This is a genomic window from Enterobacter asburiae (genome assembly GCA_011754535.1).
In the GTDB taxonomy this organism is placed as follows: domain Bacteria; phylum Pseudomonadota; class Gammaproteobacteria; order Enterobacterales; family Enterobacteriaceae; genus Enterobacter; species Enterobacter cloacae_N.
In genome coordinates, this window is sequence record JAAQVN010000001.1 from 2602682 (window position 1) to 2626760 (window position 24079).

At 49.0% G+C, this 24079-nt stretch carries 17 protein-coding genes and 5 pseudogenes; 8 read left to right on the plus strand and 14 right to left on the minus strand.

Features of this window, described 5'->3' with window-relative positions:
- Positions 1-173 precede the first annotated feature (173 nt).
- Together nifJ and ompC are read left to right on the plus strand one after the other, a co-directional pair.
- Positions 174-3698 carry a pyruvate:ferredoxin (flavodoxin) oxidoreductase gene (gene nifJ / locus HBM95_12275; GenBank protein NIH43709.1) on the plus strand — a complete coding sequence of 1175 codons (3525 nt, stop codon included), beginning with the start codon at positions 174-176 and terminating at the stop codon, positions 3696-3698.
- A gap of 388 nt (positions 3699-4086) precedes the next feature.
- Positions 4087-5196, plus strand: coding sequence for a porin OmpC (gene ompC, locus HBM95_12280; protein ID NIH43710.1), 1110 nt, complete (start codon positions 4087-4089; stop codon positions 5194-5196).
- Positions 5197-5674: 478 nt separating this feature from the next.
- Here the strand turns inward: ompC and HBM95_12285 are convergent, their stop codons facing one another.
- From HBM95_12285 to HBM95_12325, 9 genes and pseudogenes are all read right to left on the minus strand, one after another.
- Complete coding sequence (locus tag HBM95_12285; protein ID NIH43711.1) at positions 5675-6097, minus strand: GFA family protein; 423 nt, start codon at positions 6095-6097, stop codon at positions 5675-5677.
- A gap of 3 nt (positions 6098-6100) precedes the next feature.
- Complete coding sequence (locus tag HBM95_12290; protein NIH43712.1) at positions 6101-6298, minus strand: hypothetical protein; 198 nt, start codon at positions 6296-6298, stop codon at positions 6101-6103.
- Positions 6299-6363: 65 nt separating this feature from the next.
- Positions 6364-6786: a VOC family protein gene (locus HBM95_12295; protein ID NIH43713.1), complete on the minus strand. Its 423-nt coding sequence runs from the start codon at positions 6784-6786 to the stop codon at positions 6364-6366.
- A 95-nt stretch (positions 6787-6881) separates the two neighbouring features.
- On the minus strand, positions 6882-7226 hold the full coding sequence (locus HBM95_12300) for a DUF1294 domain-containing protein (GenBank protein ID NIH43714.1): 345 nt from the start codon (positions 7224-7226) through the stop codon (positions 6882-6884).
- A 123-nt stretch (positions 7227-7349) separates the two neighbouring features.
- Complete coding sequence (locus HBM95_12305) at positions 7350-8975, minus strand: mechanosensitive ion channel (GenBank protein ID NIH43715.1); 1626 nt, start codon at positions 8973-8975, stop codon at positions 7350-7352.
- A gap of 1466 nt (positions 8976-10441) precedes the next feature.
- Positions 10442-11118, minus strand: a pseudogene (locus HBM95_12310) (hypothetical protein).
- On the minus strand, positions 11118-11420 hold the full coding sequence (locus HBM95_12315; GenBank protein NIH43716.1) for a hypothetical protein: 303 nt from the start codon (positions 11418-11420) through the stop codon (positions 11118-11120). Before HBM95_12315 ends, HBM95_12310 begins: the two are co-directional and overlap by 1 nt.
- Positions 11420-12051 (minus strand): annotated as a pseudogene (locus tag HBM95_12320) (DUF1983 domain-containing protein). Before HBM95_12320 ends, HBM95_12315 begins: the two are co-directional and overlap by 1 nt.
- Positions 12052-12202: 151 nt before the next feature.
- Entirely contained in the window at positions 12203-12427 is a 225-nt protein-coding gene (locus tag HBM95_12325; protein NIH43717.1) for a DinI family protein, read from the minus strand.
- A gap of 463 nt (positions 12428-12890) precedes the next feature.
- Here HBM95_12325 and HBM95_12330 point away from each other — a divergent pair, with 463 nt between their 5' ends.
- Positions 12891-13844, plus strand: a complete 954-nt coding sequence (locus tag HBM95_12330) for a hypothetical protein (GenBank protein NIH43718.1) — start codon at positions 12891-12893, stop codon at positions 13842-13844.
- Positions 13845-14159: 315 nt separating this feature from the next.
- A complete protein-coding gene (locus HBM95_12335; protein ID NIH43719.1) occupies positions 14160-15059 on the plus strand; it encodes a hypothetical protein in 900 nt (299 codons plus the stop codon).
- A 98-nt stretch (positions 15060-15157) separates the two neighbouring features.
- Here HBM95_12335 and HBM95_12340 read toward each other — a convergent pair.
- Positions 15158-16326, minus strand: a pseudogene (locus HBM95_12340) (IS30 family transposase).
- Positions 16327-16607: 281 nt separating this feature from the next.
- Here HBM95_12340 and HBM95_12345 point away from each other — a divergent pair.
- Both HBM95_12345 and HBM95_12350 read left to right on the plus strand, forming a co-directional pair.
- Positions 16608-17093 (plus strand): hypothetical protein, encoded by a 486-nt coding sequence (locus tag HBM95_12345; GenBank protein ID NIH43720.1) that lies wholly within the window; start codon positions 16608-16610, stop codon positions 17091-17093.
- Positions 17080-17454, plus strand: a complete 375-nt coding sequence (locus tag HBM95_12350; GenBank protein NIH43721.1) for a hypothetical protein — start codon at positions 17080-17082, stop codon at positions 17452-17454. Before HBM95_12345 ends, HBM95_12350 begins: the two co-directional genes overlap by 14 nt.
- A gap of 200 nt (positions 17455-17654) precedes the next feature.
- Here HBM95_12350 and HBM95_12355 read toward each other — a convergent pair.
- Both HBM95_12355 and HBM95_12360 read right to left on the minus strand, forming a co-directional pair.
- Positions 17655-18749, minus strand: a pseudogene (locus tag HBM95_12355) (RelA/SpoT domain-containing protein).
- A 212-nt stretch (positions 18750-18961) separates the two neighbouring features.
- Positions 18962-19648, minus strand: a complete 687-nt coding sequence (locus HBM95_12360; protein NIH43722.1) for a phage replication protein — start codon at positions 19646-19648, stop codon at positions 18962-18964.
- Between the two features lie 41 nt (positions 19649-19689).
- Here HBM95_12360 and HBM95_12365 point away from each other — a divergent pair.
- Together HBM95_12365 and ttcA are read left to right on the plus strand one after the other, a co-directional pair.
- Positions 19690-20118: pseudogene (locus HBM95_12365) on the plus strand (tyrosine-type recombinase/integrase).
- Between the two features lie 49 nt (positions 20119-20167).
- Positions 20168-21103 carry a tRNA 2-thiocytidine(32) synthetase TtcA gene (gene ttcA, locus HBM95_12370; GenBank protein NIH43723.1) on the plus strand — a complete coding sequence of 312 codons (936 nt, stop codon included), beginning with the start codon at positions 20168-20170 and terminating at the stop codon, positions 21101-21103.
- A gap of 42 nt (positions 21104-21145) precedes the next feature.
- Here ttcA and dbpA read toward each other — a convergent pair whose 3' ends face one another.
- Together dbpA and zntB are read right to left on the minus strand one after the other, a co-directional pair.
- Positions 21146-22519, minus strand: coding sequence for an ATP-dependent RNA helicase DbpA (gene dbpA / locus HBM95_12375; GenBank protein ID NIH43724.1), 1374 nt, complete (start codon positions 22517-22519; stop codon positions 21146-21148).
- 483 nt (positions 22520-23002) lie between these two features.
- The gene (zntB, locus tag HBM95_12380) at positions 23003-23986 is read right to left on the minus strand and encodes a zinc transporter ZntB (protein ID NIH43725.1); all 984 of its coding nucleotides are present in this window, start codon (positions 23984-23986) and stop codon (positions 23003-23005) included.
- Positions 23987-24079 lie beyond the last annotated feature (93 nt).

The window sequence follows — 24079 nt, forward strand, 5'->3', positions numbered from 1 at the left end:
TTTCTCGCAATTTTTTCGCCCTAAGTTTGATCTAACCATTGATGGTGAGAATACTGAGGACACAAAAGCGAAAATCGTAAAACCCCCTGTTTGCTAGACTACAGAGATAATATTCAGGGCTGGTCGCCTTATGACAGCCTCTCTGTTTTTGCGCAATGTAAGGGTGTCGTCCTATGCAAACTATTGACGGTAATGGTGCAGTTGCCTCAGTCGCGTTTCGCACCAGTGAAGTTATCGCCATCTATCCGATCACGCCAAGCTCTACCATGGCCGAGCAGGCGGATGCCTGGGCGGGGAATGGGTTAAAAAACGTCTGGGGCGATGTTCCGAGAGTGGTTGAAATGCAGTCCGAAGCGGGAGCAATTGCCACGGTCCACGGTGCACTGCAAACCGGCGCGCTCTCCACGTCGTTTACCTCCTCTCAGGGATTGTTGTTAATGATCCCAACGCTGTACAAACTCGCCGGTCAACTGACCCCCTTCGTCCTGCACGTCGCGGCGCGTACTGTGGCCACCCACGCACTCTCTATTTTTGGCGATCACTCCGACGTGATGGCCGTGCGTCAGACCGGCTGTGCGATGCTGTGCGCCAGCAGCGTTCAGGAAGCCCAGGACTTTGCTTTAATTTCGCATATCGCCACGCTTAAAAGCCGCGTTCCGTTTATTCACTTCTTTGATGGTTTCCGTACGTCTCACGAGATCAACAAAATCGTCCCGCTGGCGGACGAGACTATCCTGGATCTGCTGCCGCAGGCGGAAATCGACGCGCATCGCGCCCGCGCCCTGAATCCGGAGCACCCGGTTATCCGCGGGACTTCGGCAAATCCGGATACTTATTTTCAGTCCCGTGAGGCCACAAACCCGTGGTACAACGCGGTTTATGACCATGTCGAGCAGGCAATGAACGACTTTGCCGCCGCAACCGGACGCGAGTACAAACCGTTCGAATACTACGGCCACCCGCAGGCCGAGCGCGTGATTGTGCTGATGGGTTCTGCTATCGGCACCTGTGAAGAGGTCGTTGACGAGCTGCTGGCCCGCGGCGAAAAGGTCGGCGTGCTTAAAGTGCGTCTCTACCGTCCGTTCTCGGCTAAACATCTGCTCGCTGCGCTGCCAGAAAGCGCGCGTACCGTGGCGGTGCTCGATCGAACCAAAGAGCCGGGCGCACACGCGGAACCGCTCTATCTGGACGTGATGACCGCCCTCGCTGAAGCCTTTAATAACGGCGAACGTGAAACGCTACCGCGCGTTATCGGCGGTCGTTATGGCCTGTCTTCCAAAGAGTTTGGGCCGGACTGCGTGCTGGCCGTGTTTAACGAGCTAAGGGAAGCAAAACCCAAGCCGCGCTTTACGGTGGGTATTTATGATGACGTGACAAATCTTTCCCTGCCCTTGCCGGAAAACACCCTGCCCTCGACCGCCAAACTTGAGGCGCTGTTCTACGGTCTGGGCAGCGACGGCAGCGTCTCGGCGACCAAAAACAACATCAAGATCATCGGCAATTCAACGCCGTGGTACGCGCAGGGTTACTTCGTCTACGACTCCAAGAAAGCCGGCGGTCTGACCGTTTCTCACCTGCGCGTCAGCGAGCAGCCTATCCGCTCTGCCTACCTTATTTCTCAGGCCGACTTTGTTGGCTGCCATCAGCTGCAGTTTATCGACAAGTATCAGATGGCCGAGCGCCTGAAGCCCGGCGGTATCTTCCTGCTCAACACGCCTTACAGCGCCGATGAGGTCTGGACGCGCCTGCCGCAGGAAGTACAGACGGTGCTGAACCAGAAAAAAGCCCGTTTCTATGTCGTCAACGCGGCGAAAATTGCCCGCGAATGTGGCCTGGCCGCGCGTATCAATACCGTGATGCAGATGGCCTTCTTCCATCTGACCAATATCCTGCCGGGCGACAGCGCGCTGGTGGAACTGCAAGGGGCCATCGCCAAAAGCTACAGCAGCAAGGGCCAGGAGCTGGTAGAGCGTAACTGGCAGGCTCTGGCGCTGGCGCGCGAGTCACTGTTCGAGGTGCCGCTGCAGCCGGTAAATGACGCCAGCCCGAATCGCCCTCCGGTGGTCTCGGATGCGGCACCTGATTTCGTGAAAACCGTGACGGCCGCGATGCTGGCCGGGCTGGGTGACGCCCTGCCCGTCTCTGCGCTGCCGCCGGACGGAACCTGGCCGATGGGCACCACGCGCTGGGAAAAACGCAACATCGCCGAAGCGATCCCCATCTGGAAAGAAGAGCTCTGTACCCAGTGCAACCACTGCGTCGCGGCCTGCCCGCACTCGGCCATTCGGGCCAAAGTGGTGTCGCCGGAAGCGATGGAAGATGCCCCGTCCAGCCTGCACTCGCTGGATGTAAAATCCCGCGACATGCGCGGCCAGAAATACGTTCTGCAGGTCGCACCGGAGGACTGCACCGGGTGTAACCTGTGCGTTGAGGTCTGCCCGGCGAAAGACAGGCAGAACCCGGACATCAAGGCCATCAATATGATGTCGCGTCTTGAGCACGTTGAAGAAGAAAAAGTGAACTATGACTTCTTCCTGAACCTGCCGGAAATCGACCGCAGCAAGCTGGAGCGCATTGATATTCGTACGTCGCAGCTGATTACGCCGCTGTTCGAGTACTCCGGTGCCTGCTCCGGCTGCGGCGAAACGCCGTATATTAAGCTGCTTACCCAGCTGTACGGCGACCGGATGTTGATTGCCAATGCCACCGGCTGCTCATCGATCTACGGCGGTAATTTACCGTCCACGCCTTACACCACCGATGCGAATGGGCGCGGTCCGGCATGGGCAAACTCTCTGTTCGAAGATAACGCCGAGTTTGGCCTGGGCTTCCGCCTGACGGTTGACCAGCACCGCGCGCGCGTGATGCGCCTGCTGGAGCAGTTTGCCGGGCTGATCCCTGCCGAGCTCAATGCCGCACTACACGCTGACGCCACGCCCGAGGTGCGCCGCGAGCAAGTGGCCGAGCTGCGTCACGCCCTTCAGGGGGTGGCCGGGGCTGAACAGCTTCTGACCGACGCTGATGCCCTGGTCGAAAAATCGATCTGGCTGATTGGCGGCGACGGCTGGGCTTACGACATCGGCTTTGGCGGGCTGGATCACGTATTGAGCCTGACCGAAAACGTCAACATTCTGGTCCTGGATACGCAGTGTTATTCCAATACCGGTGGTCAGGCGTCGAAAGCCACGCCGCTGGGCGCCGTCACGAAATTCGGTGAGCACGGTAAACGCAAGGCGCGTAAGGATCTGGGCGTGAGCATGATGATGTACGGCCACGTTTACGTCGCGCAAATCTCGCTGGGCGCGCAGCTTAACCAGACGGTGAAAGCGATCCAGGAAGCGGAAGCGTATCCGGGTCCGTCGCTGATAATTGCCTACAGCCCGTGCGAAGAGCATGGCTACGACCTGGCCCTCAGCCACGATCAGATGCGTCAACTGACGGCCACCGGCTTCTGGCCGCTCTACCGGTTCGATCCGCGTCGTGCAGATGAGGGGAAATTACCGCTGGCGCTGGATTCGCGTCCGCCGTCCGATGCCCTGGCAGAGACGCTAATGCAGGAGCAGCGCTTCCGCCGCCTGAATGCGCAGCAGCCTGAGGTGGCAGAGCAGCTCTGGCAAGACGCCGCCGCGGATCTGCAAAAACGGTATGACTTCCTGGCGCAGCTGGCAGGAAAAGCCGAAAAATCCACCAGCGACTAAACCCTATGCCCGGCTCGTCCGGGCATTTTTTTCCATAAAAAAAGCCCGATGTTTTCACATCGGGCTAATCCAGATAATTAATGAATCTCTCTTTAGTTTCCCAAAAGACATTCACGATAATTATGGATAAATAATCTTAAAGGCATATAACGGGGCAGAGATTACCTGATTTAACCGCTAATTAATAATTTTTATTTAATATGGTTTATTTTAACTCATTCATCAAGCAAATGACCATTTCCGCAGTTTTATCTGGTTTAGATTTTACTTAATTCGTAACAATTCTATTTTATTACTATTCCACAGGAGTGATTTAGCATGAGACAACTTTCTTATTCGGGAAGTTCAACAGGTAATCAAATAAAAACAACTGCAAAGGAATATCACTATGCAAAGAAAAGTACTGGCTCTGATGATTCCGGCTCTGTTAATGGCTGGCGCCGCGCATGCGGCAGAAATATATAATAAAGACGGCAACAAACTGGATCTGTACGGAAAAGTGGATGGTCTGCACTATTTCTCCGATGATGCCTCTAAAGACGGCGATCAAACCTACATGCGTCTGGGTTTCAAAGGTGAAACGCAGATTAACGACATGATGACCGGCTACGCGCAGTGGGAATATAACATTCAGGCAAATAATACCGAAGGGTCTGATAACCAGTCCTGGACGCGTCTGGCCTTCGCGGGGGTCAAAGTGGGCGATTACGGTTCCTTCGATTATGGCCGTAACTACGGCGTGCTGTACGACGTGGAAGGCTGGACCGATATGCTGCCTGAATTCGGCGGCGACTCTTACACCTATGCCGATAACTTTATGACCGGGCGCGCTAACGGCGTGGCAACCTACCGTAACACTGATTTCTATGGTCTGGTGCAGGGCCTGAACTTCGCGCTGCAGTATCAGGGTAACAATGAAGATGCCAGCAACAATCAGGAAGGCACCAACAACGGCCGCGACACGCGTCATGAGAATGGCGACGGCTTCGGTATTTCTACAACCTATGATTTCGGCATGGGGATCAGCGCCGGTGCCGCCTACGCCTCATCTGACCGTACCAACGACCAGGTTACGCATACCACTGCGGGCGGTGACAAAGCAGATGCCTGGACAGCTGGCCTGAAATATGACGCCAATAATATCTATCTGGCCGCCATGTATTCTGAAACCCGTAACATGACGCCTTATGGTGATAACACCGACGCCGTGGCGAATAAAACTCAGAACGTCGAAGTGACCGCGCAATACCAGTTCGATTTCGGTCTGCGTCCGGCAATTTCTTATCTGCAGTCAAAAGGTAAAGACCTGGGTAAAGGTCAGGGCGACCAGGACCTGGTGAAATATGCAGATGTAGGCGCAACCTACTATTTCAACAAAAACATGTCCACCTATGTTGATTATAAAATCAACCTGCTGGATGAAGATGACAGCTTCTACAAAAACAACGGCATCAGCACCGACGATGTCGTTGCATTAGGCCTGGTTTACCAGTTCTGATGGTCAGAGCCCGCAGCGTTATGCGGGCTCATTCTTTTTTGATTTTCGTCTCAAAAGAGCGCTTTATTTCGGTATTGTTGAGGATAAGTTGAAAGAAAACGGGTTAGACTGCGCGCATATCCCCTTCTTCACTAAGGATGATAGCGTTGTTTGGCCGCATATCCGTTACCATACTGACTCTTCTGGCGTGTTTATGGATGGCGTTGATCTTTGATTTTCGCGATATTGTCGGGCATCTCGGCACGCTGTTAAACCATCTGGATCGCCATTAACAGTTATTCCCAGAAAAAAGCCACCAGCTTTGCCGGTGGCGGTCATACGCATTTCGAGCGTTACTTTTTCACGGGTTGAGGTTTTTTATCCCCTGATTCGGGGGCCTCGCGCGGATCGTCTTTTTCAACACAGAGCATAATGTCTCCTGTTTCAGTTAACCACTTCCCACTATAGCCAGTGTGAACAGATCCTGGCCAGGCGGTAATCAACCTATATTGCTCTCTTTTTTGCGAAACGAGAGGTATCCAAAAACGCCGCTTTCACCATCGCTCGGATGGTTCACGCCGTCCATCACCGTCACTTCGGGGAAATCAAACGGCGACACATTTTCAAAACAGGCCACATTGACGCCGTATTCATTTGGGTTAGAGCGACGCTGATGGAACGTGTATATCCCACAGACCGAGCAGAAGAAATGCCGCGCCGTCCCCGTGTTGAACCGGTACTCCGTCAGCTTATCCTCACCTCTTGTCACGGTAATACCCGACAACGGTGCAGAGACCACAACTGCGCCCCGCATGCGGCAAAAAGAGCAACTGCAGCGCCGCGCAGTATTAAAACCGTCCGTGAGTTCGACGGAAAATGCCACCGCGCCACAATGGCACTGTGCATGACGAATATCTGTCATCGGTTAGACCCCTTTTCTCACCAACTCGGCGGCCTTAACGAAAACCTCATCTTCTACACCATCGCCTTTCTGCCTGCCGAGCCTGACCAGCTCTTCAACAATGCTGTCGCGATCGATCGGTCTCTGGGCGGAAACCAGCCCAATAACGGCGGCACCAATCGCCAGCCCCACTAATCCTGTTTGTTCGTCTTTGTTCTTCATACTCATGCTCCTGATACAACAAACAAGCGTAGCAGGATTTTTAAAAAAGCAGCGTCAGGCCGTATTCACTGAATCGCTGTCAGCCCGACGCGCTGGCCGTACGATAGCTCTAAGGTATTTCCATCGGGATCGGCAAAGAATACATAATACCCAACGGGATCGCCCAGATCTTCCGGTGCTTTCCGTAACGCTCCTTCTTCGATGGCCATCGCGGTTTTTCTGTCAATTTCTTCGCGCGTGGCGCAGGCAATCCCAAGGTGGCCAAAATGCCCCAGCGGCGTATCGGTCACGTTGTCAGACTGCACCAGAACCAGCGCAAAAGGACGCGTATGGTCAGTCAGCCACGCCACTTTGCGGACATCGGGAAGATCGGGCTCACGCGAGTGGATGACCTCCATCCCGGCATATCGGCGGTAGAAAGCAACGCTCTTCTCCAGATCCCGGACCATAAACGCAACATGAGTGAATCCTACGTCAATGTCTTTCATTTTAAGATGTTACTCCTCTATTAACGTGTCGAAGCCATCTTAAAAGCTAAAGTTAACTTGAGGTCAACGGTGAATTTGTGCGGTCCTGCTGATGCTCAACTGGGAATAAAGGGATAAAAATAATACAGCCCCGCCGTAGCCGAGACGCTTACGACGACGCTCAGTAAAAACCAGGTTTTGAATGGCTGCTTCTGCGTTTTATGGCGAAAGAGCTGTTGGCCCAGAATAGCGCCAGGCCACCCGCCTACAATGCCAAATACCAGTAACGTCCTCTCCGGTACCCTGCGCATCCCTTTCCGCGCAGCGGTTTTATCGGCGCCGTAAATCGCTATCGTCAGAACGTTAATCAGCAAGAACCACATGGCGCAGGGATACGCGGTAAAAACGCTGCCAGCTGCAGCGATGAACAGGAGCAAAAAGCAAAAACGATTCAAAGTCATAGTGACAGCCACTGGACAGGTATGCGGATTTCGAAAGGCATTATACGCTTTCTTACGCATGTATCAGCCTGAGGCCATCTTTCGTCAAACATACCCATTCAGTCCTGCGCCGTCTTCACGCCCTCACCTGTCAGCGTTATGCGTCCCGCTCGGTGCGACGGCAGGAGCGGAATACCAGTTTTCTTTGGCGACCATGACGCTTCCTTCAGGCTGCATGACAAAGTTGGGCGACATGATTTGCACGTTATATTCGTTAAAGACATCCTGAATATTGCTGAACAGCGCATTGCGCGCGACGGCCAGAGGCTGCCCGGGAAGCAGCCTGACCTGAAGCTCATAGGCGATATACCAGTCCATTAGCGACAGCTGACGCACCAGCGGCGGCGTCGAAGGATCCACGCACGCTGTCCGCCTGGCGGCCAGCTCAAGCATGGCATGCACCTGCCGCCAGGGGGTGTCATACCCAATGGTGACGCTTACGGTTAAGTTGACGCTGCCGTCATTGTTTTGAGCGCTGAGGTTCGTTATCTTGCCGCTCACCACGACGGCATTGGGCACGGTGACCACATAGTTTTCGCGGGTGATAATTTTGGTGGCGAGCATACCAATTTCGCTCACCTTCCCTTCGTTATCCGCGACCCGAATGACGTCGCCCTTGCGCAGCGCGCGCGAATAAATCAGTACGAGACCGCTCATCGCATGATTCATCACCCCAGCAGAACCCAGCGTCAGCATCAGACCAAAGAAGACGCTTATGCCCTTAAAGGCCAGCGAATTGGCCCCGGGAAGAAACGGGTATGCGGCGGAGAGCGCGAACAACCACACCACAACTGAGAGAAGTTTTCTGGTCGCCCCGACGGTTTCAGGGTGCAGCCCTGGAAACTGTAAACGCCCCACTTCTACCTGGTTGAGTACCACCTTTAACACTTTGAGGATTACCGCAGTGATGGTGAAGATGATGAAAACAATTGCCAGTCCTGGCAGCGCAGAGGCAACGGCTAAGGCAATCTGCCGTATGACATGCAACGTCCAGTCACCCAACGATGTTGCCCAGACTCGCGTCCAGGGAAACAGGCTGAACGACCAGCTAAGCCAGCCGTAAAAAGCCAAAATCATCACAACCAACATCAACAGGCCGTACAGACGCGCTTCGATGAGGCCGATGAAACGGCGCCAGCGTTGGGGTACCCAGCTCCGCTTCTCTGCGACCTTTCGACGATAGTGCCCTCTTACCCATTTCCAGGAGCGCAACGCACCATAGCCAAGCAGGAACCACATCAAAATACCGGTCGCAGTCTTAGCGGTGGAAAGCACCAGCCATCGGGTATCATATTGATCGCGAAGTGAGTTACGCTGCGCTTCCAGACGTGCCAGCACGCGCTGAGCGGCCTGATCCAGGGTAAGATCGTCCCCTTCATCCAGATCCGATTCTGTCAGGAGCATGACCGGCTTACCATTCATCACGAACAGTCTTCCCTGCTGGTTATACCGGGTGACAGGGATAATTGTCAGAGGTTTGCTAACATCTTCCTGCGAGAAATTACGTAACGTATTTCGAATCCGTAATACACGCTCTTCTGGCGTGGTGAAACCGAACTTTGCCTGCAGCATGACGATCGGTTGATGAAAGATATATAGCGTGCGTGCCCGCTCACTTTCAGTCGGTTCCTGTCGGGGTTCGGCAGCAAAAACGGAATGAGCAGGGAAATAGAGTAAACATAATAATAGAGCGAGCACTAACCTGTTCATATCTACCTGTATTTCATGAATTATGCGTTTTCACCAGGCATTGTATTAACATCATGCCGACCGACAGCCGTGGAAAACGTCCCTGCGAGAAATACCGTTCGCAGGGCAAAGCTCTTGGCTATCATGTTGAATTTCTTGAAAACCTCTCAACGTTCTGCTACATCACATAGAGGTTTTTGTTATTAAGCGCTTAATGAAAGGAAGCATGAATAAATATAAGTGGTGATACACAATCAGCAAGTTACTTGCCGAAAATTAACGCGTTGTATTTGTAATGAAAGGCACTAACCTCTTGTCCATCACGAGTTGTTAACCTGCATCCCTTTTCCTTCTTGTCAGGCTAAATCTTTCGATGCAATCCCTAAGCGTATTGAATTCGTCGCAGTAATCCGTACCATACGCGGCATGCCTACGCCTGCTGGCGTTTATCTGCCAGCGCTATCCCGTCTTTCATTGCCGATCAGAGGGGCTTGAAAACGCGAAAAGGGTTTACGAAATTTACGGGGCAGGATAGCGGAAATGAGCCAGAATCTGATCGTCATGCCGGAAGTACGGCCGTCGATTTAGAAAGAGGTTACCCCTATGGTGCCCTGACGCCTCCCGAGACAAATAAAAATGCCAGAGAATCAATCGAGTACAAAGAAAGAGCAATACAACCTGAATAAGCTACGCTGATATTACAAACTTATTGATATCATTTACTTTATCAATCTATTCAAGCGGTTATAGCATGATAACTTTCCCTAAAGCTACCCAGAACTACATTTGTCGTGCCCTTTTTTGCCCCTATTCCGCATTTTTTGCCCCCAAATTTGCCCCCAAAATTCACTCTTTTGCGTAGCTCCTTCCAGTTTCGAAACGTCCTGCTTTACCGCTTCGCTGACTTCCATCATCATGCTCCTGTTTCAAAATCATAGACTTTCGGTGCGCACCTGTTTTTTATCCCTAAGGTACACCATCCACTGTAGAGACAATGAACTCACCTGCGGTGAGTTCTGTTGTGAATGAGGTTCCGGAACCGCCAACAATAGCGGATCCATTTGTCAGGGTGATGGTACCTGCCGACATAAAAAACTCCTGAGTTCAGATAATAAAAAACCCGCCGAAGCGGGTTCTTGTTTTGTTGATTTTGAACAGGTCGACCTGGCGAAGTTATTTTTGCTCACCCATCGCAGTTGAAGGGGTAGCCTGCTCTATATTCTGTCTGACTGGCTACTTTACGCACACCATAAATCTGTACCGACTGAACCTGGCCACCAATAAGCGCTTCTGCCTCGCATAATGGTTCCTGCTTTTTCAGAACTGAACCGGAGCAAGCAGAAAGAAGCAGGCAGAATACCATCGCGAATATTATTCTTGTCATTTTACACCTTGGCTAGTTTTTAATAAGTAAAACTAACGCAGCGGTATTAAAATATAAAATAGATACAACAGATCAATTATGTGGATTTGATCGCTTAAAACGATCAATCATAGGCGGCAGTGTTGATAGCCGTCAAAGCTATCCCAGTCGTTGTCCCACCAGCAGCAGAACCGGTAGCCGTGGTCGAAGGCGCGGCATTAATTCTGGTTGATGAACCATTAAACCGACATCCTGAATAAGCGGTGATATTCACAATAGTGGGTGGTTGAGTGTTATTGTTCTGGATTATCTGGGAGCCAAGAATAGCGGGTGCCACCGCATAACTACTAGGCAGAGTAGCGTCAATATCAATTCCACCTGTCGTAGCTCCAGGCGACCAAACAGTCACAAGGTCACTCAATATCCAACTTTCGTTTGTCAGAACCAACTTCCCAGTGGCATCCCAGATAGCAAATCCCCATTTTGGCAATGTCTGAGGATAAACAGCAAAGATGTAAGCCGTAAATGTATGTGCCTGTCCATAAGGACTGCTCGATCCAACAAGAATATTTCCTCCTGATCTGGCCGCAGTGACCATTGTAGGCTGAGCTGTATCACTCGTTTTGCAAAAAACCATTGCTGGATAAGACACGTCCAGAGCTACTTCTGCAGATGCACCGTGATTTGCCCCGCTTGCTACTGAGTTAGCCACTACCTTCCTGTAGAGACAAAATGGTGTGGACTGTGGCGTAATAAAGGGATTCCCATTATCCGAGCTATCAGTGCGCCATAATCTGCCATTATGCCTTCTCCACAAAAACTACGAGCTCACATTCAGAGGCTGGATAGTTTCCAATCCCTACGCTGCTTGCAGCGCCAAGAGTTATCGTATTTCCGCTGGCGACGATACGGCGCCCCACCGAGACCGCCCCCTTATCCAGAGAAACGACAAACCCGACCTTCATTCCTGCCGGAATGGTAAACGACCAGCTTCCAGAGTTTTGCCCCTCAGAAAGTTGAATACGTCCGACCACTGAAACTGGCTTAATACCATAATTGTTCGGATTGCCATTGGCATCCCATGTCTGAATGCCCGACGTCATTAAAATACCCCTGTGAGTTTACCTATCTGTACGCGGAGAACGCCGTTCGCATCCCTGATGCTGTCAGTAACGTTCGTGGTCTTTCTTGCGCCCTGTCCGTCACTGCCGTAGTTTTCCCAGGTACCCCCTTTATCCAGTTTCCACCCGGACTGCCCTGGGACGTAATTGTTAGACTGGATGAAGTTGCCGATTTTGGCATTGGTGATCGTGCCATCCTGAATAAACGTTGAGTTGATAAAGACCTGACCATTAACCACTGCGAACGGTGAATACTGGGTATCACCGCTGCCACTCATCAGCACGAACTGATTAGCGTTAAAACCAACACGGGTAACTACCGGCTTCCCGGCCTCAGCGAGCACGGCAATCGACATCCCGGCGTTGTACATGACACCGTTTATCCTCACGCCTGTTTTGAGGGTGTAGATTGCCGAAGCACCGGAGGCATCGACGAGGCTGTAAGCTTGTCTTCCAGGGAAGCGGTGACGTTGTCGATCTGCGCCTGCACCTGTGTCGACATTTCGGCCATTGCCCTATCCACCTCAGCAATAGTCGTTTTCACAACCAGGATATCGGCGCGTACCTCTCCGTATTGCGCCCATTGATGTTCAACTGTTCCGTGGTTGGCCACGTCGTACCATTGATCATCTGCATTTAAGGCTTCTGCACTACACACTATTTCCCCCAGAGCGACTTATTGACGCGGTAAACAGTAATCGGGAACAGCCAGGGGAACGCAAACAGCGATACTCGTTGAAACTGCTCCAGTGAAATTCACGCGATTAATAAAACCACTCGTTCTCGCTCTCCCAGGTCTCCTGTACGATATGTTCGACCTCTTTCTTGTCGCCTCCGAAGACAGTCAGCCCATCATTGCTGGCACGCTTAATCGTAATCTGGCAATCATCGAACTGTTTATTGAGCCTTTTGAGCAGTTCTGACTCGAGGGCAGGTATAGCTCCATCAGGAAGTTTCTTCATGCGATCAATGGTTAGCTCGATTTTCATTTTCCCTCAGCAATGAATCACTGTATGTGTGTACAGTGTGTTTATAAACTTATGTAACGGATTTTGCAACGTTTTATGAGATCACAATGTATCGCACGGAGAATGTGTCCCCCCAAACAAGCAACGGGTAACTTCTAGCGTGAAGACTTGGAGTTTCTGTGGTTTGAGTTTTTTAAAGCGTAAGCATGAATGAACATTTGGATATGTATCATGACTTACAAGCAACATGTCATGACCACACTCTCCAGCGAGAACCTGCCTTGTAGATTCGCGCTGTGAGATCATCGTTCAAGTCCCCGTTGCATAATGTTCCCATCATTTGAATTAAAGATTTTTCAGCCATTACCGATACTACTCTGGTCCTTGCTTGTGACGCGTTCAGTGTTCAGTGCTGTTTGCTTTGGCCATCCGGACTGATTACATACCGCCTCATAAAAGCCAATCCTTAATATAAAGGGAACTTATGAGATTAAAATATGCAGCACTTATACTCGCCGTTGCCATTACAGGCTGTGATGACAAAAAAGACGTGATCGGTTGTTCTTCTGAAATGACCCAGTCAGCGCTCATGGATTTATTAAAAAAATCTGCTTATGAAGGACTCTCTGAACAGGTCGACAAATATCCTGACGTCACAAATCAGACCAAACGAAGCGCCCTGGACAAGATCAAACTGGTCATCTCTGAAATCTCCACAACCTCAAGTGACACGGGTAGCACAATGAAAACGTGTGAAAGTACTGTGACGATGACCCTACCTGCGAATGAGTACGCTCAGCTTTCTGATGCTTACAGAAAAAACTTTAACCGTAATCTCGATAAGCAAATGGAAAGCCTGTCTTTAGATAACAACGCAAACAGCTTTTCAAAACGCATCTCCTACACAGCACAGGCGACCGACGATCAGAAAAACGTTTTCGTAAAAGCCTCCTCTGATAATCCGATATCTGTGGGCGCCGCTGCACTTACATCGCTTTCAATCATCAACCCGATCGTTGAACAGCAGAAGATCCAACAGGCTAAGGATGCCCAGCAGAGCCAAATTGAAGCGCAACAGCAGGCTCAACTCAGGGCGCAGCAACAGGCCCAGTATGAGGCAGAGCAGCAAATTGAGAGACAGACACAGCTGCAAGCACAAGAAAAAGCAGAACAGCAGGTCCAACAGCAAAACACTGGGAGCCTTGATCAGTCCCGAATGGCCTTTGCGAATGCCGACTCTGATTTGAATACCGCCTGGAGCACATTAACGCCGGCAAAGAAAAAAGAGTTACTGCCTTCTCAGCGCCAGTGGATCAAAACAAAGGATGCTATGTGCGGCAAAGTTTCAATTCAGGGGACTGATTCAGAAGTTAAGAAAATGGTCGATTGCCAGACGCAAATGACTCTATCAAGGACTGCTTTCATCAGAACACAATAACTGAAGCACATTTATGGCTGGTGGCCACTGCTGAGCTGGCACCAGCATAATGATTAATAATTTCTGCCGTGTGATATGACTTTTTTTTTCAAGCATGACACAAAAGCGCCACATTACATTCAGAATGCAGCAAAAGTTACACAATAGAATTGTCTGACGAAATCTTAACGAGTGTATTATATATACATGGCTTTATCAATTAATTTTCTCAAGAAATAATTACTTCTATACTATTTAAACCCCTATAAAAAAGTAGTACAATTCACATTGTAAGTTCTTGCTTGAAATTGTCAAATATCTGGATGGATACTAAAAATGAAATATGAATTGCCGAATAAAAACAAATCTTACACACCTGATTTATATGCCTATCTTTGTTCAATTGATGCTAAGCATTTGCATTATATGGAGCATGGACTTATGCATCCCGCAGATGTTTTCACTACAGTCTTTGATGAAGTAGTTGCAAGCGGTCTAAGATTGGCTGTTGCAATTCAAGAAATGGAGCATAATAAAGATAAAAGGCGAGACAAGCATGTTAATAGTTTGATATCGGGTTTTTTATACTCAATCTCAAACTTTATAGACGCCTGTAAGTCTATCGTGAAATGTTTATTTAGCAAAGATGAAGAAAAGAAATATAAGAAAATAATTAGTGAGTTCATGAATCAATGCAGGATGTATACTGATTATGTAAATACAAAGGTCAATTATATAAAACATAGGCACAGAAGCATTTCTACCATTTTATGTGAATGGGATAATGATTTTATACTAGGATATTATGTTAATGGTCCCGTTTCAGACAATATAAATGGGCCCGATCCAGACATACATAAAGATGTCAATTGCGCGATTTCTATGAATTGGGAGTTTCCGTACCACATAGTAAATATTTATTTTTTATCTGCATCCCTAAAATCCATCTTGGAAGAAATTAGACCATCCACCATTGATTTTGATATAAAATATGATGATAAAGATCTTATGAAGTTTCTCACTGATGTCTCATTAATAAATCGATTTCTTTTACCCGATGAATTTGATAAGGTTCAAGCTTTAGTAAAACGTAAGGACTCGGGATTTATTTTGGAGTACCCTTCAAAAATTAAAGCAAAAAATAACCACCTTCATACGATGAACATCTCTATGACTGCAAAAATTGGTTTTGGAGCAAGGGGTTTTATAACGCCCTATCGACAGCCCACAAAATGATAGATTAAACATCCATCAAAAAAGACTTGATACTTGCTATAATATTTATTTTGCGGTGCAGCACCAACCAATCATACTTATCGGTTTCATTGCTCAAATTAATATCCGCTTTTCGTTGTGAGTTTAACTGATGAGCGAAAAAACTTATTGAACCATTCTACTGGTGATTCATAGTCTAGCGTTTTTCTCGGCCTCTCGTTGAGTTGTCTGGAAACATTGTTAAGTCTTTGCTGGCTGTGAACCGATAAGTCAGTTCTTTTTGGAAAATACTGTCTGAGCAATACGTTCGTATTTTCATTTACGCCTCGTTGCCAGAGAGATTGGAAATCACAATAATAAATCTGAATGTCTATCGCTACAGTAAATCGTGTGCGGCTTGTAATTCCAATGCCACGACCCCAAGTTAATTTTTTATAAAGCTCAGCAGCTAATACCTGGGCATGTCTGATGAGTGCAGATATAACCGTTATGGCCTTGTGTCACTGCTCTTCACCAGCATAACAAAACGGGAATGACATTCTATGGGGGGTGATTATTTAGGAGTTTTTCGAGCCCTGAATCAAGTCACCTTCTCAGTGACCTAGAATGGCTCTGCCAGCGGCCTCTAGTGGCCTTTCGCTGATTGGTATCGTGTTCGGGATTGACCCTAATCCTTTCCCTTTAAGCGAAAACGTTCTGGATCTACGCCCTGCTCTTCCGCTTCTGAGGCATTGCTGCAGCTCTTTTTAATGCTCCCCGGTTTTGTACAAAAAGCATTTTATAAATTGTTTCGTGTGACGCATGCATTTCCTGATTATCCGGATAACTGCGTTTTAGCCAACCGGCGATTTGTTCCGGTGACCAGTCCTGATGCATCTTCTCTGCAATGTTTTATACAATTGGCGCTTTCAATTAGTTTGCAGAAATTTGGTCTCAAGGCACTTTCCCATGCAGAATCATCCGCTTTTGCTGTGCGATATTGTTTTGCACCTCCTTTCCTCTTTATCTCGTGGCTAATCGTTGAGGGAGAACTTGATAATTTGGCAGAGATATCCCTGAAGCTGCGTTTTGCTACAAGACATCTGGATATATCTTCTCTTTCACCTAACGAAAGCGCTAACCGGTATCGCTTTCGGACAGGAGGAGGGTATCCAGCACTCTGGTGAATAGCAGGCATTATAGAAGTGTGATATTTGTCGATATCATGCAGGAAAACACCTTAATTGTATCTGTCCCAGATAACCGCTTTCTATTCGGACGTGTAGTAAATGCGCGTTCTTAGTTTCATTGTATCGTCCCCCCTTGATTCAGGAAAGCGTTGCATCGATCCGTTAAACTCACAGGCAGAAGCGGGCGTCACCGTTATCAGAATCCACTGCTCAAATTTATAATAATTGCCAGTGCTGATCATTATATTCAAAAGAAAGCGTATTAACACTCGTCCTAACTTTACATAAGGTAAATTTCATGCCCAAAGTAAAAGCAATAGAAATGTTTGATTGACGTACAAATGAAACATCATTACAATTAACCGAAACCATTAACATCACCATTCATGCAGAGTGTAAAATGAGTAAGATTGATTTTGAGCAAGTGCTTAATAACTTCAGTGATGAGGCGATGGATTATAAGGCCAGAAATAAAGACCATATGGCTTATATGATAAAAAAAGCCGAGTCTATATTTTTTGTTAGAGTTTATGACGCAACTGAAGATAAAGAGCCTTATGTATCGGTTACACATTATATCTCACAATTACCAGAAAGCTTTGATAAGAAAGAAAATATGCTTGCAATTGCCTGCAACATGGTTAATACAAGCATGGACAATGGCACAACAACAACATATGTAACAAATGGTGATGAAAGCAGCTTCATATCAATCAAAGCAATTAACATATACATTGATGACGCTTTAGCTTCAGTCGAAGATAAAGAAAAAATCGAACATACTGTAACTATGTTTCTTTACTCCGCTATAATCGAGATTTCAAGCACTCGAATATTTCTTTTCAAAATCATGAATAGTGGAGTTATTAAAAATGAAAACTCCTGATCATCGTTTTAGAAAAGTATTGATTATTTTAGGTGCTAATATAGTAATATCTTGGTTAATAGGATACTTACTAAAAGATTGGTTGATCAAATTATTATCACCACCAATTTATTATCAATTAGTTATATTCATTTCTTTGATGGTTGCACCTAGTGTGAACCTTTTATATATAAGGTATATTGACTCAGCATTAAAGAAAAAAGAGGATTTATTGAAGGCGCAACTTGATTCGACGATTCTTGATGGTTTGAAAGGTGAAGAGAAAAAATATGCAGAATCTTTATTAAATCCTAATATGGAGACTTCCGAGCAATTAAGAAGACTCATGGCAGAACGGGATGCATTTGAGAAATCGCGTTAAAAACTTATGCAAAAGATAATCATGCCCATAAAATCAATAATACTACCGGGCTATGCCCGGTAGTGTGTTGTTAAATAAACTTTTAATATCAAGAATAACAAATATGATAATTTCTTGGCCCTACCTAATTTTAGTACAACCACAATTCATTTATTATCAATGAAAAGATATTGAATAAAACCGCCCTAAATTAAGGTAACCTAACCCCTTGGTGGCACTGGATTTGTCCAATATGTCGCCTTAGTGTATGTATCGAACTTCCTGAGAAATTCGCTTGTATCAATTAGATAGTTAGGGTATGCATTTTTAATATTTTTAATGTCATCCATCTGCACCAACAAAACATTGTTCCCAACATCATTTTCCTCGCTGTTATATTTCCGTATTGCATCTTTTTTTTGATTCTCGCTATAAAAAGAATACGAAACCCTTTTATTATTTTCATCTATAATTAACACAGCAAAACTTTTACCTATTGATTCTTCGTCAATATCTTTCATAGAGAACACAGCTTTAAACGAAGCAAGTTTGTTATAAGCCCCAATAGCATCACTAAGTGCAGATTATCTTTTTTTATAATGACTTTTCTTGGTGTTATCAAGCGCAATAAACCCATCATCTTCAGCGAAAAATTCACTCATGATGAAAAAAAACTCAGTCCATCTTTTGTCTGCTTCGAATGGATTTGTTTTTAGGGCCTTACCTTCACAAAGATCCACAACTTCAATTGTTGTCGCCCATAAATGCTGTAAGACAGTCCGAAGCTGAACCTCAATTTTAAAACCTTTCCAATCATGAGAATCAACATGGGCATAACATTCGTATATTCTATGTATACCACGATAGCCAGTTGATTTTGGATATTCTAGATAATCCCGTATCCTTGTTGTTTTATGCTGGGTTTTACTATTATTCAAAGAATCGTTGAGTTCAAGCAACTCGCTTTTATTATCAACTATTACACGGCATCCTCCTATATCATTCATTCTAACAATTGACATCGTATTAGGATTAACACCATCAAGAGTCTTCCTTGTAAGTTTGTCAATGATCGTTGGAAGACGCTTTAGCCTTCTTGCAATCACGGCATCCTCATTTACCTTTCTCGTATGCCTCCATACAAGGTTTTTTATGATTGTTAAAGGGTATAAATGTGATGCACGATAATCGCGAATAATATCAATGGCTTCAGAGATATTCCCTACATTTTTCCGTATAGCTTCCCCTGCCTTTTTGACTTGGTTTTTTGAATGAGGAAGAACTTTTTTTCCTTGGAGATATTGTTTATTTGCCATTTTTCTAGGAGATGATGTTTTCGGATTTTTATCAATATTAACAACATCTTCTTTCGCTTTCCGAGTGTTAGGACACATTTTTCACCTCTACAGAGCTAAAGAACATACTACATACAACTAAGCAAGCTAGATAGTAGCAACGACGTTTCAAACGGTAGTGAATTAACAACATGATCAGCAAGCAATTCTCCATAGGATTGATTGTGGTAAAGTCACACCCTCCCATCAGCCTTCATTCGCTCATATTTAGCTTTCAAAAGCTCTGCAGGTGTCGGCCCCTTCGGCGACACCGGTGCGGCCAGCACTCTGCGAACAGGCGGAATCGGCTTCCCGGCCAGCCCCCGCTTTTCCCACATATCCAGAATGTCGCTAGCTTCGCGCTCTAGTTCTTTGGGGCTCAACTGGCCATCAGTTCCCCGGCGCCGCAGTTCGAGGCAAATGTGGTAGCAAACCAGCTTAGGCCACGGATACTGCTCACTGCTCGGGTACCGAAACACCAGTTTGCGCCACGTCCAGTATTCCGCCATCACGTCAGCAGTTGTGATCCCCAGCACACAGCGCCCTTCCCTGCACCACTTGATGAACTGGCCAAGCGATGGCAAGAATGGACGCTCTTGGCGACGCACCCTACGCATGCCGGCTTCAACCTGCTCCATGGTGTTTATCCCGTTTTCTTTGAACGCCAGCACCCACTGGCGGCGAATCTCGTTCACGTCCTCCTGGCTGCGATTTGCCAGGCTTGCCGGAAACGCAGCCGCCAGCTGTACGAATAGCCCGTTGATAATCTGCACCACCTGCTGCGTTTGCTCGCGCTCGGTGTACTGCTCAGACAGGTTGTGCGCCACACGGCGAGCCTGTTCCCGGTCAAAATTGCGAATGCTCTCGGCAAGATTTTTCATTCCAGCACCCCGTCAATCCAGTCGGTGTTATGCAGGTCAATAACCGGGTTATAACCCTTTTAGAGCCGGCACTTGAAGCCTTGAAAGCACAGCGTAAGCTAACAGCGCTGCAGCCTAAAACCGAAATTGTCTTTAATCATCGCGAGTATGGCGCTGTGGAACATCAAAGCCTGCGATTCGTTTTCATACCCCGGATGCGCAAAGGAGGACAGAAAGCCTACTACTCTTTATCGAGCATCGGTGCGAGATTCAACACAGCTGTAAAACGTGCTGGTATTCGCCGCCGGAATCCGTACCATACGCGGCATACTTTTGCCTGCTGGCTTTTATCTGCCGGCGCTAACCCGTCTTTCATAGCCAGCCAGATGGGGCATGAAAACGCGCAAATGGTTTATGAAGTCTACGGTGCGTGGATTGAAGAAATGAATGGCGAACAGGTGCTGATGCTTAACGATAAGCTCGCACGCTGAAAAATTTTTGCCCCTATTATGCCCCTATCGGCTCCGAAGGTAGTAATAAATGCAAGAAAATCAATCAAATACAAAGAAAGAGCAATACAACCTGAACAAACTGCAAAAGCGCCTGCGCCGTAACGTGGGCGAAGCCATTGCAGACTTCAACATGATTGAAGAAGGCGACCGCATCATGGTTTGCCTGTCAGGGGGTAAAGACAGCTACACCATGCTGGAGATCCTGCGTAATCTTCAGCAAAGCGCGCCGGTGAATTTTTCTCTGGTGGCAGTCAACCTTGACCAGAAACAGCCGGGCTTCCCGGAGCACATTCTGCCGGAGTACCTGGAACAGCTGGGCGTTGAGTACAAAATCGTCGAAGAAAATACCTACGGCATTGTGAAAGAGAAGATCCCGGAAGGGAAAACCACCTGTTCGCTTTGCTCCCGTCTGCGCCGCGGCATTCTCTATCGAACCGCGACGGAACTGGGCGCGACCAAAATCGCGCTGGGCCATCACCGCGACGATATCCTGCAAACGCTGTTCCTGAACATGTTCTACGGCGGCAAGATGAAAGGCATGCCGCCTAAGCTGATGAGCGATGACGGCAAGCACATTGTGATCCGCCCTCTGGCCTACTGTCGTGAAAAAGACATTGAGCGTTTTTCTCAGGCGAAAGGGTTCCCGATCATTCCATGCAACCTGTGCGGCTCTCAGCCGAACCTGCAGCGTCAGGTGATTGGCGACATGCTGCGCGACTGGGATAAGCGTTATCCGGGGCGCATCGAAACCATGTTCAGCGCGATGCAGAACGTGGTTCCTTCCCACCTCGCGGATGTAGAGCTGTTCGACTTCAAAGGTATCAACCACGGATCGGAGGTGGTGAATGGCGGCGATCTGGCGTTTGACCGGGAAGAGATCCCCATGCAGCCTGCGGGCTGGCAGCCGGAAGACGATGACAATCAGTTCGAAGAGTTACGTCTGAACGTGCTTGAAGTGAAATAAGCTACTAGCGTCTCAGAAAGGTCTTCTGAGACGCTTTATGCCTTATTTCAGCAGACGCACGCGGCAGGTTTTACCTTTAATCTTGCCGTTTTGCAGTTGCTTCCACGCCTTATGGGCCACCGCCTGGCGAACAGCCACATAAACATGTGCCGGATGCACCGCAATCTTCCCGATGTCCGCCCCGTCCAGACCCACATCGCCGGTCAGCGCACCTAACACATCTCCCGGACGCATCTTGGCCTTTTTGCCGCCATCAATGCACAGCGTCGCCATTTCGGCCTCCAGCGGCACGAGCCTGACGCTGCCCGGCGCGTTCACCCAGTTCAGCTTGATCTGGAGCATTTCAGCAAGAATATTGGCACGCTGCGCCTCTTCCGGGGCACAGAAGCTAATGGCCAGGCCGCTGTTCCCGGCGCGTGCCGTACGGCCAATACGGTGGACGTGCACTTCGGGATCCCATGCCAGCTCATAGTTAACTACCAGCTCAAGGGATTTGATATCCAGGCCGCGCGCAGCCACGTCGGTCGCCACCAGAACACGTGCGCTACCGTTGGCGAAACGCACCAGCGTCTGATCGCGATCGCGCTGTTCCAGATCGCCGTGCAGCGACAGCGCGCTCTGCCCCGCCGCATTGAGGGCGTCACAGACGGCCTGACAGTCTTTTTTGGTATTACAGAACACCACGCAGGACGCTGGCTGGTGCTGGCTCAGCAGTTTTTGCAGGAGCGGGATTTTCCCCTGCTGCGACGTTTCAAAGAACTGCTGTTCGATGGCTGGCAGGGCATCGACGCTGTCGATCTCGATGGTGAGGGGGTTTTTCTGCACGCGACCGCTAATCGCAGCGATGGCTTCCGGCCAGGTCGCAGAGAACAGCAGCGTCTGACGATCGGCTGGTGCGAAGCGGATCACCTCATCAATGGCATCGCTGAAGCCCATATCCAGCATTCTATCCGCCTCGTCCATCACCAGTGTGCTTAAGGCATCCAGCGAGACGGTGCCTTTTTGCAGGTGATCCAGCAGGCGGCCTGGCGTCGCGACAATAATGTGCGGCGCGTGCTGGAGCGAATCGCGCTGCGCGCCGAACGGCTGCCCACCGCAGAGGGTTAATATCTTGGTATTGGGCATAAAGCGTGCCAGGCGGCGCAGTTCACCCGCGACCTGGTCTGCCAGCTCTCGCGTCGGGCACAGGATCAGTGACTGGGTCTGAAACAGCGACGCGTCAATATGCTGCAGCAGGCCAAGACCGAAAGCGGCCGTTTTCCCACTGCCCGTTTTCGCCTGTACGCGCACGTCACGGCCTTCGAGGATAGCGGGCAGCGCGGCCGCCTGAACAGGCGTCATCGTGAGGTATCCCAACTCGTTGAGGTTGTCGAGCTGGGCGGCAGGCAGAACATTCAGGGTAGAAAAAGCGGTCACAATAGTCTCTCGTGGTCATCTTTACGGTCAGATGGCGCGTATCCTCGCAGATCTCGGGGTTTGATGCGACAATTTAATCGGTTCTTCGTCCGGCGGCGGATCTGGCATCGGCTGCGGACGCGGAATGGGATCGGGCATCGGTACGGGATCGGTGGGGACAGGATCGGACTGACGCGAGTGTTGCAGTAGCAGAGCGAGTAAAATGCTCATCTTTCCCTCCAGGATTTGCTGTCGTCCCTTTTAGGGTAGACGCTGAGAAACAGGAGGCAAAAAAAAGCCGACTATAAAGTCGGCGTCGTACGAATCAATTGTGCTATGCAGTAATTCAAAAAAGGAAGTAAGACAATATGGAGCGCAACGCCCATCGCTTGACGTTGCATTCACCTGCGGGAGTAATATTGCACCTTACGGGGTAAATGTTTATTGACTTCGCTCAATTAAAAGAGCGTTTTAATCCCCGTAAAAGGTGAAAAAAACGTAAATTTACAGCCATTTACTACGATGCAACCACCATGCAACACCTCCAATCAAAACAACTAACATGACGCAAAACGCGGTGAAGCCGTACCGATATTCCCCGCCGGGTATACCGCCCAAATTGACGCCAAAAAGCCCTGTCAGAAATGTGCTCGGTAAAAAGACCATCGCCATCAGGGACATCGTATAGGTCCTTCTCGCCAGCGACTCCTGCATCACCTGGGCGATTTCATCCGCCATCACCGCCGTTCGGGCGATGCAGGAATCGATCTCATCCAGCCCGCGTCCCAGCCTGTCAGCAATGTCCTGCATTCGGCGGCGCTGATCGTCATTCATCCAGCCAAGTCTTTCACTGGCCAGACGAGCATATACATCCCGTTGTGGCGTCATATATCGACGCATCACGATCAGCTGCTTGCGCAATAGCGCCAGAAAGCCGCGCGGGGGGATCTGCTGATCGAGCAGATTATCTTCCAGGTCGATGATTTTATCGTGCAGCTCTTCAATAAATTCGCTCGCATGATCGGTCAGAGCGTCACAGACGTCCACCAGCCAGCTGCCGCAGTCGACCGGTCCGGTCCCCTCTTTGAGGTCGTTCACAATGTCGTCCAGCGCCAGAACTTTACGCTGGCGGGTGGAAACAATCAGCCCGTCGTCCATATAGACGCGCATCGCAACCAGCTGATCGGGACGTTCATCCGTGCTGCCGTTTATACAGCGCAGGGTGATAAGCGTTCCGTCCCCCATCCTGCTTACGCGGGGCCGCAGGCTTTCACCCGCCAGCGCATCACGTACGTTGTTAGGCAGCAGCGGAGTCGAGGCCAGCCAGTCAGCGCTGTCCGGGTGGGTATAGTTCAGATGTAGCCAGCAGGGATGCTCTTTATCAATGACATCATCATCTTCCAGCGGTCGCGCACCGCCGCGGCCGTCCAGCACCCACGCAAAAACTGCGTCAGGAACGTTAAGTTCAGATCCTTTAATGCTCTCCACAGTGCCTCCCCTCTTTGGCTCTTTCGATGTCAGTCTAGCTTCCATCAGGGGTTAAGCAACAACTATGTCTCGCATCGCGCTGAAATCGCTCAG